This is a genomic window from Nonomuraea sp. NPDC050394 (genome assembly GCF_044459065.1).
GTDB lineage: Bacteria > Actinomycetota > Actinomycetes > Streptosporangiales > Streptosporangiaceae > Nonomuraea.
Window position 1 is genome coordinate 806,106 of sequence record NZ_JBITIO010000003.1, and the last position, 15,863, is coordinate 821,968.

Genomic DNA, 15,863 nt, shown 5'->3' on the forward strand with positions numbered 1-15,863 from the left:
CCCGCAGGCTCCTCCGCGGCGGTTCCTTGCTTGTCGGGCACATTAGGCCCGATGTCACTGTCCTACACCGTCATGATCTGCCAAAGCTGGGCCGATGACCAGAGGGGGCCTTACCGGCGCACCGCCCTGAGCACGTGGTATCCCACGAGAAGGACGATCGTGCCGAGCGTGATGCCGCCGAGCGAGAAGGTCGAGGTGATCGGGAAGGCGACCGGGCCGATCGCGCAGATGATCCCGGCGCCGACCGGAACCATGTTGGCCGGCTCGGCCAGGTTCACCTTGTTCTCGATCCAGATCTTGGCTCCGAGCAGGCCGATCATGCCGTAGAGGATCGTGGTGACGCCGCCCAGCACGCCGCCGGGCGTGGCGGCGACCAGCGCGCCGAACTTGGGGCACAGGCCGAACAGGATCGCGATCACCGCGGCGATGTAGTAGGCGGCGGTGGAGTAGACGCGGGTGGCCGCCATGACGCCGATGTTCTCGGCGTACGTCGTGGTGGCCGGGCCGCCGACGGAGGTGGCGACCACGGTGCCGACGCCGTCGGCCATGACCGCGCGGCCCATGTACCGGTCGACGTCCACGCCGGTCATCTCGCCGACGGCCTTGACGTGGCCGACGTTCTCCGCGATCAGCGCGATGACCACGGGCAGGCAGACCAGGACCGCGGAGACCTCGAAGACCGGCCCGTGCAGCTTGGGCAGCCCGATCCACTCGGCCTGGGCGACGGCCTCCAGGTTGACGCGCAGGTGCTCGGTGACCTTGCCGTCGGCGCCGGGCGAGGTGATCGGCCCGCCGATCAGGTCCCAGGCCCACGACAGCGCGAACCCGAACACCAGGCCGAGCAGCACCCCGATCCGGCCGAGGAAGCCGCGGAAGACCCCGATGAACACGAACGAGGCCGCCATGGTCAGCAGCGCCACCCAGGGGTCCTGCGGCCAGTAGACGTCCGCCGCCACGTACGCCATGCCGAACCCGATCAGCATGACCACGCCCCCGGTCACGACCGGCGGGAAGATCCGGTGGATGACCCGGACCCCGAGCAGGTGGATGGCCAGGCCCGCCAGCGCCAGCACCACCCCGACCGCGAGCAGCGACCCGGTCACCGTGGCGCTGTCGCCGCCCGCGGCCCTGATCGCGACCACGGCGCCCACGAACGAGGCGCTGGAGCCGACGTAGCTGGGCACCTTCCCCTGCACGATCAGCAGGAAAAGGATCGTGGCGATCCCGGACATCATCACGGCCAGGTTCGGGTCCAGCTCCATGACCAGCGGGAACACGAACGTCGCGCCGAACATGGCGATCACGTGCTGCGCGCCGAACCCGATCATCCTGGGCCAGGTGAGCCGCTCGTCCGGCTTGACCACCTCACCCGGCGCGAGCCGCTTCCCGTCGCCGTGCAGCTTCCACCCGAACGCCATCTTGCCTGCCCTTGCCTCTCACCAGCGGAGATGTCTCCTATTTGATGTCGGAGAGCACCATAGAGGCAGGAGTGACACGCGTCGTTCTCAGGCCACGTGAATGGTGAAACCGTCTCCGGCGACCACCTGGCCGGAGCGGATCTTGCGGGTCTTGCGGAGCTCGACCTCCCCGTCGACGTAGACCATCCCCTCCGCGATGAGGTGTTTGGCCATGCCGCCCGTCTCGGTGACGCCGCAGTACTTCAGCAGGTCGCACAGCGGGATGAAGTCAGAGTTCAGCTCGAAGTCCAGGTCCACAACGGCCCAGCTTAGATGCCCCGCATGCGCAGGACGTGCAGGGCCAGCGTGAGGTTGAGCCGCAGGTGGTGGTCCTCGGTGAAGTTGCCGAGCATGCGCTCCAGCTTCCCGATCCGGTAGCGCAGCGTGTTGTAGTGGAAGTGCAGCCTGCGCGCGGTCTCGGCGACGTTGAGGTTCGTCTCCAGCAGAACCTGGAGGGTACGCCGCAGGTCGCCGTTCTCCGCGTCGTCGTCGCCGGCCAGCGGGCCCAGGGTCTCGCGGACGAAGGCGTGCAGTTCGTCGGTGTCGTTGACCAGTGACAGCAGCCGGTACACGCCGAGCTGGTCGAACTGGGCGACCGCGCCCGGACCGTGGAGCTGGCGGCCGACCCTGGCCGCCTTCAGCGCCTGGGAGTAGGCCTCGGGCAGGGTCGCGGGGGCGGTGCAGCGGCGGGAGGTCCCGGTCGAGAACGTGGCGGGAAGGGCGTCGGCCAGGGCCGCGGCGGCGTCCTTGGCCACGCGGGAGGCGTCCAGGGCGGCGTCCACGACGGCGACGACCTCGTGGGAGAAGCCCGCGACGGCGCCGCGCGGGTCGTGCCTGCGCACGGCGGCGGTCCAGCCGTTGACCATGCGGTCCTGGGCGCTGCGCTCGTCGCCGTCGGGGTCCAGCTCGGCCACCAGGACGGTCACGGGCCGCTCCAGGTCCCAGCCGAAGGCGCGGGCCCGCGCGCTGATGCGTTCGGCACCGCCGGCCCGGCCGGTGAGGACGTCGCGCAGGAAGTCGGCGCGGTACTTGCTCTCGACCGCGTTGACCGCCTCCTGCCGGGTGACGACCAGGGCGGCGACGGTGGCGGTGCGCTCGAGTATGCCGATGTCGCTGTCGCGGATCGCGCCGGTCGGGCTGTAGGCGATGATCCGGCCGTGGTGATGCCCGCCGGCGACCACGGGGACCGAGGCCAGAGTACGGCCGGCCGTACCGGGGAGGTCGACGGGCGCCGGAGCCGGCGGGCCTTCGCGCGCGATCGACTCGCGTAACGCCGCCACGTGGTCGGAGGGCCCGGCGGCGGCGAGCACCCGCCCGCTGCCGTCGACGGCGGCCACCGCGACGTCGAGCAGCGCGGCCACCTCGGCGGTCACCTCGTTGAGCCCGCCACCGGCCAGGACGACCTGCACCAGCGCCCGGTGCGCCTCCTCGGCGCGGGCGAGCACGGCGGCCTGCCGGTTGAGTATGTCGGTGAGCACCTGGTTGAGGATGTCGTCGAAGCCGACGTCGTTCGGCAGGATGATCAGCGGGAACCCCAGCCGGTCGGCCTGCTCGACCATCTCCCCCGGCAGTTCGTCCACGTAGCGCCCGAGTTTGATGGCCAGCGCGGCCAGCCCGCGTTCGTCGAGGTCGGCGACGAGGCGGCCGAGCGACTGCGGCGTGTTGCGCAGCGGGTAGCCGGTGGTGAGCAGCAGTTCGTGCGGCTTCACCCAGGCCAGGATGTCGGGCACCTCCATGACGTTGAGGCGCTGCACGATGCGGCCGAGCCCGCTCTCCCCGGCGATCAGGCGGGCGTCGGCGAGGGTCGAGACGCCCAGCACCTCCCCGACGGAGACGCCGTGGATGATCGTGCCCGTGCTGGCCAGGCGAACGGGGGGCTCCATGTGGTGATTGTGACCCCAGAAGCGGTCTGTCAGGAAGAGCCAACCTTCTCCGTCACTGTTGGCAAATTTCTCCGTACGGGGTGTCGTGGGGCCGTTCTACGGTCAGGTCCAAGGTCGGAAGGGAGGCCCGGTGACGGTCAGTACACATCCCAGGCGCGCCCGCACCCATGTGACCGGTGCGGCCAGCGCCGCCGTGCGCCCGGTCCTGGAGTCGCCGCGACGCCGCGCCCGCGTGCTCGCCGCTTTCCCGGCCGGTATCTATCTCGAGGTCAGGACCGACCTGGAGCCGTCGGTGATCGCGATCATCACCGGCGAGGCGACCCGCCTGCCCAACTCGGTCCTGCTCGCCGCCGACCTGCCGCACGTCACGGTGGGTGACGACGCGTCGGTGGGTGAGGGCACGATCGAGCTCGGCCGTCTCAGCCTGCGCGCCCGCCGCTGGTGGGACCCCGCGCCGCCGCTCGCGCCCGTCGATCCGGTACGGCTGGCCGTATCCCTGGATCCGGTAGGCCCGGCACCCGGCCTGGCCGGTCACCAGGCGATAGAACTGCTGGCCCAGTCCTGCGGCCGGGGCCGGCTGCTCGGTGTCGTGACCGCCGCCGAGCAGCTGATGGGCCTCGGCCCCGGGCTCACGCCGAGCGGCGACGACGTCCTGGCCGGGCTGCTGGTGACCCTGCGCCACCTGGGGAAGGCCGCCGGAGTGGAGCGGGCGGTCTGGCTGGCCGGCTGGCTGGCCGCGACCGTGACCTACGACGTCCGCACCAGGACCACGCCGCTGTCCGCGACGCTGCTGCACTGCGCGGCGCGTGGCGAGTCGTGCCCGGAGGTGACCGGGGTCCTGCGGGCGCTGACCGGCCGAGGCGCTCTGGAACCGGCCGTGTCCAGGCTGTGCCGCCTGGGCCACACCTCGGGCGCCGACCTGGCCCAGGGCGTCGGGATCGGGCTGGCGGCCGTCCGCGCGCTGGCCGCCGACCCGGTGCCGCCCGCGCTGGCGGGTGCCAGGTGAGCACGGACGAGGTGGTCCTGCGCAAGGGCGTCTACCGCGACTCGGTCACGCTGATGCGCATCAGCAAATCCCTGTCCGAGCTTGAAGGCGTGGAGGTGGCCGTGGTCGCCATGGCCACGCCGCTCAACCTCGACCTGGCCCGCGACCTGGGCTTCGAGCTGCCCGCCGCCGACCCCGCCGACCTGCTGGTCGCGGTCAGGGGCGAGCGCGCCGTGGCCGCCCACGCCGAGCTCGACGCGCTCCTGTCCGCGCACGCCCCGCTCGCCGCCGCCGTCGAAAGTGACCAGCCGCCGCTCACCACCCGGTCGGCCGCCCGCCGTACCGGGGCCGGGGTGGTGCTGGTGTCGGTGCCGGGCGAGCACGCGTTCGCGGAGGCGGTGGACGCCGTCGAGGCGGGGCTGCCGGTCATGGTGTTCAGCGACGGCGTGCCGCTTGAGCAGGAGGTCGCCCTGAAGGATCTGGCCGCGGAGAAGGGCGTGCTGGTCATGGGGCCCGACTGCGGCACCGCGGTGATCGCCGGGGTGGGCCTGGGCTTCGCGAACGTCCTGCGGCCCGGTCCCGTGGGCATCGTGGCCGCCTCCGGCACCGGCGCCCAGCAGTTGTCGTGCCTTCTGGACCTGGCCGGGGTCGGCGTCAGCCACGTGCTGGGCGTCGGCGGGCGGGACCTGTCGCCGGAGGTCGGCGGGCGCTCGGCCAACCGGGCGATCGCGATGCTGGACGAGGATCCGGCCACCGAGCTGATCGTGCTGGTCTCCAAGCAGCCCGCGGTACGGCCGGCCGTACCGGCGAAGAGGTTCGTGGAGGCGTCGGCGGATCTGACGGCCACGGCCGAACGCGTCCTCAAGGAACTGGGGCGGGCGGTGCCCGAGTGGCCCGCCTGGCCCGCGTGGGCGGGCAGGACGGCCACCGGCACGCTGCGCGGCATCTACTCGGGCGGGACGCTCTGCGCCGAGGCCAAGGGCGTGGCGGGAACCGGCGAGTTCGTCGACTACGGGGACGACGCCTACACGCGTGGCCGGCCCCATCCGATGATCGACCCGACGCTGCGGCTGGAGGCGCTGGCCGCGGTCGCGGAGGGGGACGTGGTGCTGATGGACGTCGTGCTCGGCCACGGGGCCGACCCCGATCCCGCCGCCTCGTACGCGCACGCGGTGGCCCGCTGCCCCGCCACGGTCGTCGTGGCGCTGATCGGCAGCGAGGGCGACCCGCAGGACCTGCGCAGGCAGGCCGCCGCCTTCCGCGAGACAGGCGCCGCCGTCTTCACCTCCAACGCCCAGGCCGCCCGGCACGCCAGGAGCCTGCTGTGAGCCTTCTGTCCGGCCCGCCACGGGTGATCACGGTCGGCGCCGAGCTTCTGGGCGAGGCCCTCGACGCGCAGGCGGTGCCGCGGACCGCGGTCGCGTGGCGGCCGCCGCTGCCCGGCACCTCCGACGCGCTGACGCGGGTGCTGGCCGATCCGCGCCGCGCCGCCGCCAACGAGCGGGCCGTGCGCCGCCTGACCACCGCGCGCCCCCACCTGGCCGGGGTACGGCGGGCCGCGGAGGCGCTCGACCTCCCGGCGCGTACGTTCCTGCACGCCGGCCCGCCCATCACCTGGGACCGGGCGTCGGGGCCGATGCGCGGCGCCCTGATCGGCGCGACGCTGCTGGAGGGCTGGGCCGACGGCGAAGGCGAGGCGGCCGGTCTGCTGGCCGAGGGCCGGATCGCGCTCGAACCCTGTCACCACCACCGCGCGGTCGGTCCCATGGCGGGCGTGGTCAGCCCGTCGATGTGGATGTTCGAGGTGCGCGACGAGGAGCACGGCGGCGCCGCGTACTGCTCGCTCAACGAGGGCCTGGGCAAGGTCCTGCGCTACGGCGCCTACGGACCCGAGGTGCTCGACCGGCTGCGCTGGATGGACGGAGTGCTGGGCCCGGCGCTGGCGGCAGCGCTGCGGGTGAGCGGGCCGATCGACCTGGGCGCGCTGATCGCGCAGGCACTGCAGATGGGCGACGAGCTCCACAACCGCAACCGCGCCGCCACGTCCCTGCTGCTGCGCGAGCTGGCCCCGGCCCTGGTCGAGGCGGCCCCGGGCACGGCGGCCGAGGTGCTGCGCTTCGCCGGCGGCAACGACCACTTCTTTCTCAACGCGGCGATGGCCGCCGCCAAGGCGAGCACGGACGCCGCGCGTGACATCCCCGGCTCGTCGCTGGTGGTGGCGATGGCGCGCAACGGCACCGACTTCGGCGTGCAGGTCTCGGGGCTGGGCTCGCGGTGGTTCACGGGTCCCGCGGGGGTGCCCGACGGCCTCTACCTCGGCGCGTACGGCCCCGCCGACGCCAACCCGGACATCGGCGACTCGACGATCACGGAGACGGCGGGCCTGGGCGGCTTCGCGATGGCGGCGGCCCCGGCGATCGTGCGCTTCGTGGGCGGCGAGGTGGGGGACGCGGTGGCGGCCACCCGGTCCATGTACGAGATCACGCTGGCCGAGCATCCCGCCTACCAGATCCCGGGTCTGGGGTTCCGCGGGACGCCGGTGGGCATCGACGTCACGCTCGTGGCCAGGACCGGTGTGCTGCCGGTGGTCAACACCGGGATCGCGGGCCGCGTGGCGGGGACGGGGCAGGTGGGGGCGGGGCTGGTGAGCCCTCCGGCCGAGGCGTTCACCAAAGCGCTGGCGGCATTGACCAAGCGGGCCGCAATTCAGTAAGTGATCCATTCAAACAACACATTTTCGCAGGTCAGACAGCACTTTTGCACGATATATCAGCGTTCAACTTCCGTTCGTCAATCAACTGCCTATATCGTGTCGAACCTCATAATCTAGAAGTATCGTGTTACCGATGAGGCTGGAGATGGGGGCGGGAGATGTCAGCCGACCGCGTGCTCAGCGGGCCAGGCGCCGAGGGCGTTCCGCAGAGCCAGGGCCGACTGATCGGCCGGCGCTATCGCCTGATGTCGCCGGTGGGGCGCGGCGGCATGGGCATGGTGTGGCACGCCCATGACGTGCTGCTCGACCGCGCCGTCGCGGTCAAGGAGCTGATCCTCCCCTACGGCCTCGACCACTCCGGCACCCAGGTCGCCAACCGCCGCATGCTGCGCGAGGCCCGCTCCGCCGCGCGCCTCACCCACCCCGGCATCGTCACCGTCCACGACGTCGTGGAGGAGGACGGGCGGCCGTGGATCGTCATGGAACTGGTCCGCGCGTGGTCACTGGAGCAGGCCGTACGGCAGAGCGGCCCCCTGCCCGTCATCCAGGCCGCCGAGATCGGCGTCCGGGTCCTCGACGCGCTGCGGCACGCGCACGCCGCCGGAATCCTGCACCGCGACGTCAAACCCGGCAACGTGCTGCTGACCTCCGACCGGGTCGTCCTGACCGACTTCGGCATCGCCGCCATCGAGGGCGACGTCACCATCACCCAGACCGGGCTGCTCATGGGCTCGCCGGCCTATATCCCGCCGGAGCGGCTGTCCGGCCAGCCCATCACGCAGGCGGCCGACCTGTGGTCGTTCGGCGCAACGCTGTACGCGGCCGTCGAAGGCCACCCGCCGTACGAGGGGCCCGACGCCATCGCCGTCCTCGGCGCCGTCCTGACCCAGGACCCGATCAGGCCGCAGCGGGCCGGAGCCCTGCTGGGCGTCATCGAGGGCCTTCTGCGCAAGAACCCCGCCGAGCGCATGGCCGCCGCCCAGGTCGCCGAGCAGCTGGAGAAGGTCCTGCACGCCCACGGCTCCCGGCCGCCGCGCGGCCCCGAGACCAGCGGCCTGCCCACCCGGGCGGACCCGACGCCGGTCGGGCTGCTTCCTCCGCTGGAGCCGCCGTCGGGGCCGATGCCGTCGCGGATCGTGGAGACGCCTTCGGGGCCGGTGCGCGTGCCGTACGACCCGCTGACGAGCCCGTCCGGCGGCTACGTCATGCCCTACGACGGCCTGGACAGCCCGTCCGGCAGCCACCACACGCAGCAGATCCGGCAGCCCGGATCCTTCGACGCCTTCACCAGCCACTCCGGCCCGCTCCCCGCGGGCGGCTACGACTCCCTCACCGGCACCCAGGACCCCCTCCCCCACCTCCCACCCGGATCGGCTGCCCACCCGGCGCCGGGCGCCCACGACCCGCGCTCACCATCGGGCCCGCACGACCTCCGCTCCCCCTCGGGACCCCACGACCCCCGCGCCGCGCACCCCCAGTCCGGCCCGCACGACCCTCTCGCCCCGCAGGACCCGCGCTCACTCTCGGGCCCGCACGACCCTCTCGCCCCGCAGGACCCGCGCTCACCTTCGGGCCCGCACTCCCGGTCCGGCCCGCCCGGCCCCCTCGCCCCGCAGGACCCGCGCTCGCGGTCGGGCCCGCATGACGTCCGCTCGCCCTCCGGACCCCACGACCTCCGCGTCCCGTCCGGCCCGCACTCGTTGTCCGGGTCGCATGATGTGCGCTCGCCGTCCGGTGGCGTCTCCTCGCCCGCCGGGCCGCCCTCCCTGGAGCCGGCGTCGGGGCCCGTGCGGCCGACGTTCGGGGGTGCGTCGGGGCCGCAGCCGATCCTGCCGCTGACCAGCGATGTCCGCAGCGCGCCCTGGCCGCTGGCCTCCGCGGACGACCTGCGCGAACAGTCCAGGGACCTGTCCCGCGGCCTCGGCGCGAGCCGTAACTCGAAAGCGCCGGAACGTCTGACCAGGAGCCGCAGGCGCCCGGCCGACGACGGTTCCGGCTGGATGCGCGACGGCCGCCCCACTCCCCGCCTCATCGTGACCGCCCTGGCCGGCGTGGGCGCGGCGGCGGTGGCGATCTGGCTCCTGACCTCGGGCGGCACCCCCGCCCCGCCGACGTCAGCGAGCGGCGCTCCGACATCGTCGTCGAGCACGGCACCGGAGCCCTCGGTGGCGAGCGTCCCCGACGGCTACAAGGAACACACCGCCGCCGGCTTCACCGCGGCCCTGCCCGGCACGTGGAAGGCCGCCACGACCAGCGGCGCCGCCACGTTCACCGGCCCCAAGGACTCGGGCATGAAGATCACCGTCCAGCAGACGGCCCCGCAGCCGGACGGCGGCGTGGCCGAACTGTCCAAGGAGGAGGCGGACGGCGGCGTGGAGGGCTACATCCAGGTACAGCTCCAGGCCCTGGAGTGGCGCGGCTGGAAGTCGGCCGACTGGGAGTACACCTACGCGCTGGACAACGGCGTCCCCATGCACGCGCTGACCCGTTTCGTCAGCATCGACGATGCCGCCGCCTACAAAATCACCTTCGCCATCCCCGAGCTCAAGTGGGACGACCAAACCGAAACCCGCAACACCTTCCTGAGCACCTTCCGCCCCGCCAGCTGATCCGCGCACCCCTCGGCACCACCCCGGCGGGCACCGCGCGCCCCGACCGGCCCCCGGCGCCCCTCGCGGTCCGTCTGGATCACGACGATCTCCACCCGGGATCCGGACGGCGAAGCATGCCGGGACACCTGGCGGTTGGTCGCGGGTTTCGGTCGTGCATTTCGGCGGGCGTACCGTGAAGGGAACGACGGCCTGTACCGTGCGGGCATGAGGGTGCACGCACTTCATGTCTATCCGATCAAGTCCACCCAGGGACATGACCTCGACAGCTCCGAGGTGGAGCCGTGGGGGCTGGCCGATGACCGGCGCTACCTGGTGGTGGACGAGCGTGGTGAGATGATCACCGCGCGCCAGTTCCCGATGCTGCTCGCCTGCCGGGCCGAGATCGCGGGCGGCACGCTGACGCTGACCGGCCCGCACGCCGGCCCCCTCCTGGTACGGCCGGCCGCGACGATGACCGCCGTCACGGTCGTGCGTACCGTCGTCGAGCTGCGCGACTGCGGCGACGAAGCGGCCGCCTGGCTGTCGGCGCTGCTGGATCGCCCGGCCCGCCTGAAGTGGCTCGACGACCCGACCCGCCGCCCGATCAATCCCGAGTACGGCAGGCCGGACGACCGGGTCAGCCTGGCCGACGGCTACCCGCTGCATCTCACCACCACGACCTCACTCGCCCAGCTGAACGACTGGATCGCCGAGACCGCCGTCGAGCGCGGCGAGGATCTCCCGGACCCCCTCCCGATGCGCCGCTTCCGTCCGAACGTGGTGGTGGACGGGGTGACGAAGCCGTTCGCCGAGGACCAGTGGAAGCGGGTACGCATCGGCGACCTCGACTTCCGCGTCACCAAGGGCTGTGACCGCTGCGTCCTGACCACGATCGACCCCGGCACCTACGCCAAGGGCAAGGAACCCATCCGCACCCTGTCGATGCACCGCAAATGGGACGGCAAGGTCTGGTTCGGCATCAACCTCATCCCCGACGCCCCCGGCCACATCAGCCTGGGCGACCCGGTCACCCCGCTGTAGTTACAGCTCCGAGCATGCCGCCATGAGGGAGAAGAGCACCACGAGCTCCCCCGGCACGGGCTCTCGCAGGTCGTCTAGACGACACCCGATCAGCCGATCCCGCCCATCAGCGACCCTCACCCCGCAAACCCGTCTATCAGGACGTCACGGCCGCTCATCCACCGATCCCCCACACCCACCCCACCCAGACCGTAAATAGCAGCTTTCCGGTGGTATGGGACACTTCACCGGTGACCGATACCCCAACAAAGCGCGACATTTCATCGCCCGCCGATGTTCGCGGCATCCAGCGACGAACCCTCGCCGTCCTGTCGATCGCCCAGATCGTCGGCGGCGTCGGTGTGGCCGTCGGCCTCGCGCTGAGTTCGGTGGTGGTCGACCAGCTCTCGGGGTCCACGGTCATCAGCGGCCTGGCCGGTACCGCCACCGTCCTCGGCGCCGCCCTGCTCGCCCTCCCCATCGCCAGGACCGCCGCCAGAAGCGGCCGCCGCGCCGGCCTCTCGCTCGCCTACGTCGCCGCCACCGCCGGATGCGCGCTCTCCGTCCTGGCGATCACCATCGAGTCCTGGCCGCTTCTGCTCGTCGGCCTCGTGCTGGTGGGCGGCGGCAGCGCGGGCAACCTGGCCGCCCGCTACTCCGCCACCGACCTGTCGCCCAAGGGCCACGCCGCCCGCCACCTGTCGCTCGTGGTCTGGATGGCCACCGTCGGCTCCGTCGCAGGCCCGAACCTGGCCAAGCCCGCCGACCACGTCGGCATGTCCGCGGGACTGGTCGCGAACGCCGGTCCCTTCGCCTTCTCCGCCCTGGCCTTCGCGCTCGCGTGGCTGGTCGTGGCGGCCGGTCTGCGTCCCGACCCGCTCAAACTGGCCCGCTCACTGGCCGAACGGACCGAGCCGGCCGAGCAGAGCGCGCCGGGCACGCCAGGCGCATCGGGGGCGACGCCCGCCGTACAGGACAAGGCGTTGCGGAACGGCTGGCGCACCCTGCGCACCACCCCCATGGCCAGGCGCGCGCTCGCCATGATCGCGATCAGCCACACGGCGATGGTCTCGGTCATGTCCATGACGCCGGTGAAGCTGCACCACGACGGCTCCAGCCTCGACGTCATCGGCCTGGTGATCAGCCTGCACATCGCCGGCATGTACGTGCTGTCGCCGGTCGTCGGCTGGCTGGCGGACAAGGCGGGCCGGGTGCCCGTGCTCATCCTGGGCATGTCGCTCCTGCTCGCCTCCGCGGTGCTGGCCGGGACCGCGCAGCACAGCGTCTGGCAGGTCACCGCCGGCCTGGTCCTGCTGGGCCTCGGCTGGTCGTGCGGGCTGGTGGCGGGTTCGGCGCTGGTGACCGAGTCCGTGCCGCTGGACCGCCGCCCGGCCGTCCAGGGACTGTCCGACCTGATCATGAACATCTGCGGCGCCACCGGCACCGTCGTCGCCGGCGCCATCGTGGGCGTCCTGTCCTACGGCGTCCTGGGCCTGGTCGTCGGCGTCATGGTCACCGCGGCCGGGATCTGGCTCTACCTGACCACCCGCCGCTGACGGCGCGGGTCACTTGGCGTCGGAGTAGACGGGCACGGCCACCGACTCCATGGGGAAGCGCACCGGCGTCTGACCGAACAGCAGGCGGCTGGCCTCGGCGGCGGAGGCGGTCACCGCGGCCATGACCTCCTCGGCCAGCGGCAGCGGGCAGTGCACCATCACCTCGTCGTGCTGGAAGAACACCAGGCGCGCCGCCTCGGGCAGCCGCCCGCGCAGCACCGCGAGCAGGGCCAGCGCCCACTCGGCCGCGGTGGCCTGGACGACGAAGTTGCGGGTGAAGCGGCCGCGGTCGCGGGCGGCGCGGACGCCGTCGGGGCCGGACACGAGGTCGCGCCAGCGCTGGGACGGCGGCGGTGAGGTACGGCCCAGCCACGAGCGCACCAGCTTGCCCTCCTCCCCCGCCTTGGCCGCGTCCTCGACGAAGTGGTAGGCCTTCGGGAAACGCTGGCGCATCACGGCCAGGAGCTTGGGCGCGTCGCCGCTGGTGCCGCCGTACATGGCGGAGAGCATGGCGAGCTTGGCCTGGTCGCGCTCGCCGCCGAACGACTTGGCCAGGGCCGAGTAGAGATCGATCTCGCCCGCCGCCGCGGCCAGCCCGACGTCGCCCGCCATCGCGGCCAGCACCCGCGGCTCCAGCTGGGCGGCGTCGGCCACGACGAGCGTCCAGCCCTCGTCGGCCACCACGACCTTGCGCATGACCTTCGGGATTTGCAGCGCGCCGCCGCCGCTGGTGGCCCAGCGGCCGGAGACGACGCCGCCGACGACGTACTCGGGGCGGAAGCGGCCGTCGTGGACCCACTGGTCGGCCCAGACCCAGCCGTGGAAGGAGTAGAGGCGGGCCAGTTCCTTGTAGGCCAGCAGCGGGCGTACCGAGGGATGGTCGAGCTGTTTGATCTCCCACGAGCGCGTGGACTTGATCGCCAGGCCCGCCCCCTTGAACGCCTTGACGAGCTGCTGCACCGAGTCGGGGTTGACCGCGTGCCCGAACGCCGCCGACACCTCGTCGGCCAGCGCCTGCAGCTTGGCCGGGCGCATGCCGTGGACGGGGCGGGGGCCGAGCATCTCGGTCAGCAGGGCGTCGTGGACGTCGCGCCGCCACGGCATGCCGTCGTGGGCCATCTCGGCGGCGACCAGCGCGCCCGCGGACTCGGCGGCCACCAGCAGGCGGAAACGGCCGGGCTCCGGCAGGGCGTCGATGCGCCTGAGCTGGTCGTCGAGGACCTCGGCGAGCTCCTCCGTGCCGAGTCTTCTGCGCTCAGGCTCGAACAGCGTGTCCTGCCTGGCGGCGGGGCCGTCGCCGTCGTCGGGCACCGGCAGGCCGCGCAGCCTGGCGTGGGCGGCCTCGGCCGAGCGGGCCTCGCCGTAGCGGCCCTCGTGGGCCAGCAGCAGGTTCTCGGTGAGCGTGATGTCGTGGCAGCGCGACACGCGGCGCCCGGCCGTCAGCAGCGGCGGGTAGGACTCGCGCGTGTCGGCCCACACCCACCGCGGACGGCCGCGCTCCACCGCCTCCACGCGCTCCGGGAACGCGGCACCCGCCCCGGCGGAGCCGCTCTCCTCGGGGAGGGTGCGGATCGCCTCCCCCGCCATCACCGCGTACACGCACCCCAGAGTGCCAGGTCACTACGACAATCCGATGACGACCTCGTCCTCCATCGGCGGGTCCTGCTCGGCGGGCAGGCAGCCGGTCGCGGCGAAGCAGCGCACGGTCAGCTGCTCCGGCGTCACCGACAGGTGCAGGAACTGCTTGAAGAACGGCGGCTCGTCCCAGTCGGACAGTTCGGACAGGTAGCGGTGGAACACCTTGTCCACCGGCAGCCGGAACGGCCACGGCCACGCGCCCAGGATCCTGGCCGCCCACCGCATCCGCCGGGTGATCACGGTGGTGGTGTCGAGGGCGCGCACCGGCGTGTTGCCGATCTGGTCGGCCATGATGCAGGCGGCCTCGGCCGGGGTGAGGTAGAGCCACTTCATGCGCAGCCGCCGCGCGTACAGCTGGCTGTAGAACGACAGCGAGTCACCGCGCAGCGGGTAGCAGCGGAAGTCGTCCTCATGCACGCCGGCCACGTCCACGCGCCTGATCGTGTGCGTGGCGTGCATGAAGGCCCCGGCGCCGCCGGTGACGACGTACTGGATCACGCGGTCGCCGACGCGTACGGGGTAGCGCTGGTAGTTGTGCACGTCGCCGCCGATGGCGGCGACGTAGCGGTACGCGGGATCGCGGACGATGTCGTCGACGGTCCCGCCGCCCTCCAGCGGCGAGGGCTTGTAGTCGTTGCGGGTGTAGATGGGCTTGCCGGTCACCAGGATCTTGGGGCGGGGGTCGAGCGAGGTACGGCGCAGCCACGCCACCTGCTCCTTGTCGATGACGCCCTTGATGCCGGTGTCGATGCCGACGACGAGCAGGCTCTCGCTCTCGATCACCCAGTAGGGACCCGGCTGGACCGACCGCTGGTCCGGCGACCCGCGCAACTTGCGCGCCTCGGCCAGGCGGTCCTCGTCGATCTTCTCCGGCTTGCGCCACAGCAGCCCGCGCACCCCCCGGTCGGGCGTGGGCCGCAAGGGGGGCGCGTCACAGAAGACCCGCATGAACCCGCCGAGCCCGTCATACCAGTCGTGGTTCCCGGGAATGGCGTAGATCGGAGCGTCATAGGCCTGATACGGACGGAAGAACTTGTCCCCGTACTCGTTTCCCGAACCCGTCGGATAGATGACATCACTGGCGATGATGGTGAAGGCCGTGTCCTTGCCCAGTTTGAGCATTCCCGGCACCACGGCGTACTGCGAGGCGTCGCCCTCGCCCGGATCCCCCAGGATCAGGAACTGGAAGGAGCCGCCGACCGGCGGCGTGATCCGATAGTCCGGGTCGACGCCGCGGACGTGCTGCGCCTCCATCCACCGCCGGCGTACCTTGCCGGACGGATCTCCGAAGAGCCCGGCGAGGATCTCGTTGCGGGAACGCCACAAAGTGCGCGGATGCAGCCAGGAAAACGTGTCATTGTTCGGCCGCAGATCCCGATAAGTGCCGACCTGCTGACATCGCCATCCGGCTCCTTCCTCCGATGTCCGGGACGACTGCTGCTTTCCGCGCTCCGCCGCGACTTCCACCATGACCATATCTTTGCCGCGATCTTGCGGAATCGCACCCCGAACTCTCCGTACCGCTGAGAACACGCATGGTGTACGCTCAACGGTCAACCGTACGAGGGGGGCTGGGATGGCCCGTAACGGTTTCGATGATGCGATCCAGCGCGGCACAGTGGGGGCTGAGGCCGTCGAAGGGTTGCTGGCCTATGCCCAGAGCAGATCCAGGTGGGGCCGGGCAGGGGTGCGCAGCGCCCTGGAGGCGGTGGCCATGAGCAGGGTCCTGGCCGCCCGCGACCCGGCGGCGCACACCGGCCTGCTCGCCCGTTCCTTACGCACGGCCGCCACCATGCTGCTCAAACGCCGCCGCCCCGCGCGGGCGCTGCCCCTCGCGAAGGAAGCGGTCGGCCTGGCCCGCTCCTCGGGCGGCGCGCCGCTCGTGGTCTCCCTCGTCGTCCTCGCCGAGATACTCAACGCCCTGCGGCGCCACGCGGAAGCCGCCGAGGCGATGACGGAAGCCGACAAGATCCGCCGGTAGACGCCGCCAGACCGCAAGACCGCAAGACCGTCAGGACGC

Annotated in this window: 12 protein-coding genes; 7 read left to right on the forward strand and 5 right to left on the reverse strand. The window is 72.2% G+C overall.

All coding sequences use genetic code 11. The features are described 5' to 3' along the window. Positions 1-110: 110 nt before the first annotated feature. The 3 genes from ACIBKY_RS16740 to ACIBKY_RS16750 form a co-directional block, all read right to left on the reverse strand. A complete protein-coding gene (locus tag ACIBKY_RS16740; protein ID WP_397097537.1) occupies positions 111-1,418 on the reverse strand; it encodes a uracil-xanthine permease family protein in 1,308 nt (435 codons plus the stop codon). Positions 1,419-1,505: 87 nt separating this feature from the next. Further along, a complete protein-coding gene (locus ACIBKY_RS16745) occupies positions 1,506-1,715 on the reverse strand; it encodes an RNA-binding S4 domain-containing protein (protein ID WP_379613698.1) in 210 nt (69 codons plus the stop codon). A gap of 11 nt (positions 1,716-1,726) precedes the next feature. Next, positions 1,727-3,340 (reverse strand): PucR family transcriptional regulator, encoded by a 1,614-nt coding sequence (locus tag ACIBKY_RS16750; protein WP_379635093.1) that lies wholly within the window; start codon positions 3,338-3,340, stop codon positions 1,727-1,729. Positions 3,341-3,470: 130 nt separating this feature from the next. On the opposite strand from ACIBKY_RS16750, the gene ACIBKY_RS16755 reads away from it, so the two are divergent. The 6 genes from ACIBKY_RS16755 to ACIBKY_RS16780 all read left to right on the forward strand — a co-directional run bounded on the left by ACIBKY_RS16755 (position 3,471) and on the right by ACIBKY_RS16780 (position 12,205). Next, positions 3,471-4,346 carry a DUF2877 domain-containing protein gene (locus tag ACIBKY_RS16755; protein ID WP_397097538.1) on the forward strand — a complete coding sequence of 292 codons (876 nt, stop codon included), beginning with the start codon at positions 3,471-3,473 and terminating at the stop codon, positions 4,344-4,346. Next, complete coding sequence (locus tag ACIBKY_RS16760) at positions 4,343-5,653, forward strand: FdrA family protein (RefSeq protein ID WP_397097539.1); 1,311 nt, start codon at positions 4,343-4,345, stop codon at positions 5,651-5,653. The genes ACIBKY_RS16755 and ACIBKY_RS16760 overlap by 4 nt, the downstream gene beginning before the upstream one ends. Continuing rightward, positions 5,650-7,038, forward strand: a complete 1,389-nt coding sequence (locus tag ACIBKY_RS16765) for a DUF1116 domain-containing protein (RefSeq protein ID WP_397097540.1) — start codon at positions 5,650-5,652, stop codon at positions 7,036-7,038. The genes ACIBKY_RS16760 and ACIBKY_RS16765 overlap by 4 nt, the downstream gene beginning before the upstream one ends. 158 nt (positions 7,039-7,196) lie before the next feature. Beyond that, the gene (locus ACIBKY_RS16770) at positions 7,197-9,647 is read left to right on the forward strand and encodes a protein kinase (RefSeq protein ID WP_397097541.1); all 2,451 of its coding nucleotides are present in this window, start codon (positions 7,197-7,199) and stop codon (positions 9,645-9,647) included. Between the two features lie 207 nt (positions 9,648-9,854). Next, positions 9,855-10,670 (forward strand): MOSC domain-containing protein, encoded by an 816-nt coding sequence (locus tag ACIBKY_RS16775; RefSeq protein WP_397097542.1) that lies wholly within the window; start codon positions 9,855-9,857, stop codon positions 10,668-10,670. A gap of 230 nt (positions 10,671-10,900) precedes the next feature. Then, positions 10,901-12,205, forward strand: a complete 1,305-nt coding sequence (locus ACIBKY_RS16780; protein ID WP_397097543.1) for an MFS transporter — start codon at positions 10,901-10,903, stop codon at positions 12,203-12,205. Between the two features lie 9 nt (positions 12,206-12,214). Here ACIBKY_RS16780 and ACIBKY_RS16785 read toward each other — a convergent pair whose 3' ends face one another. Then, positions 12,215-13,792 carry a bifunctional 3'-5' exonuclease/DNA polymerase gene (locus ACIBKY_RS16785; protein ID WP_397097682.1) on the reverse strand — a complete coding sequence of 526 codons (1,578 nt, stop codon included), beginning with the start codon at positions 13,790-13,792 and terminating at the stop codon, positions 12,215-12,217. A 33-nt stretch (positions 13,793-13,825) separates the two neighbouring features. Next, the gene (locus ACIBKY_RS16790; protein WP_397097544.1) at positions 13,826-15,169 is read right to left on the reverse strand and encodes a metallophosphoesterase family protein; all 1,344 of its coding nucleotides are present in this window, start codon (positions 15,167-15,169) and stop codon (positions 13,826-13,828) included. A gap of 250 nt (positions 15,170-15,419) precedes the next feature. Here ACIBKY_RS16790 and ACIBKY_RS16795 point away from each other — a divergent pair, with 250 nt between their 5' ends. Continuing rightward, positions 15,420-15,824: a hypothetical protein gene (locus tag ACIBKY_RS16795; protein WP_397097545.1), complete on the forward strand. Its 405-nt coding sequence runs from the start codon at positions 15,420-15,422 to the stop codon at positions 15,822-15,824. Positions 15,825-15,863 lie beyond the last annotated feature (39 nt).

Coding starts and splice junctions, on each gene's coding strand:
- ACIBKY_RS16740 (WP_397097537.1), bottom strand. CDS start 1,418: ATGGCGTTCGGGTGGAAGCTGCACGGCGACGGGAAGCGGCTCGCGCCG.
- ACIBKY_RS16750 (WP_379635093.1), bottom strand. CDS start 3,340: ATGGAGCCCCCCGTTCGCCTGGCCAGCACGGGCACGATCATCCACGGC.
- ACIBKY_RS16770 (WP_397097541.1), top strand. CDS start 7,197: ATGTCAGCCGACCGCGTGCTCAGCGGGCCAGGCGCCGAGGGCGTTCCG.
- ACIBKY_RS16775 (WP_397097542.1), top strand. CDS start 9,855: ATGAGGGTGCACGCACTTCATGTCTATCCGATCAAGTCCACCCAGGGA.
- ACIBKY_RS16785 (WP_397097682.1), bottom strand. CDS start 13,792: ATGGCGGGGGAGGCGATCCGCACCCTCCCCGAGGAGAGCGGCTCCGCC.
- ACIBKY_RS16795 (WP_397097545.1), top strand. CDS start 15,420: ATGGCCCGTAACGGTTTCGATGATGCGATCCAGCGCGGCACAGTGGGG.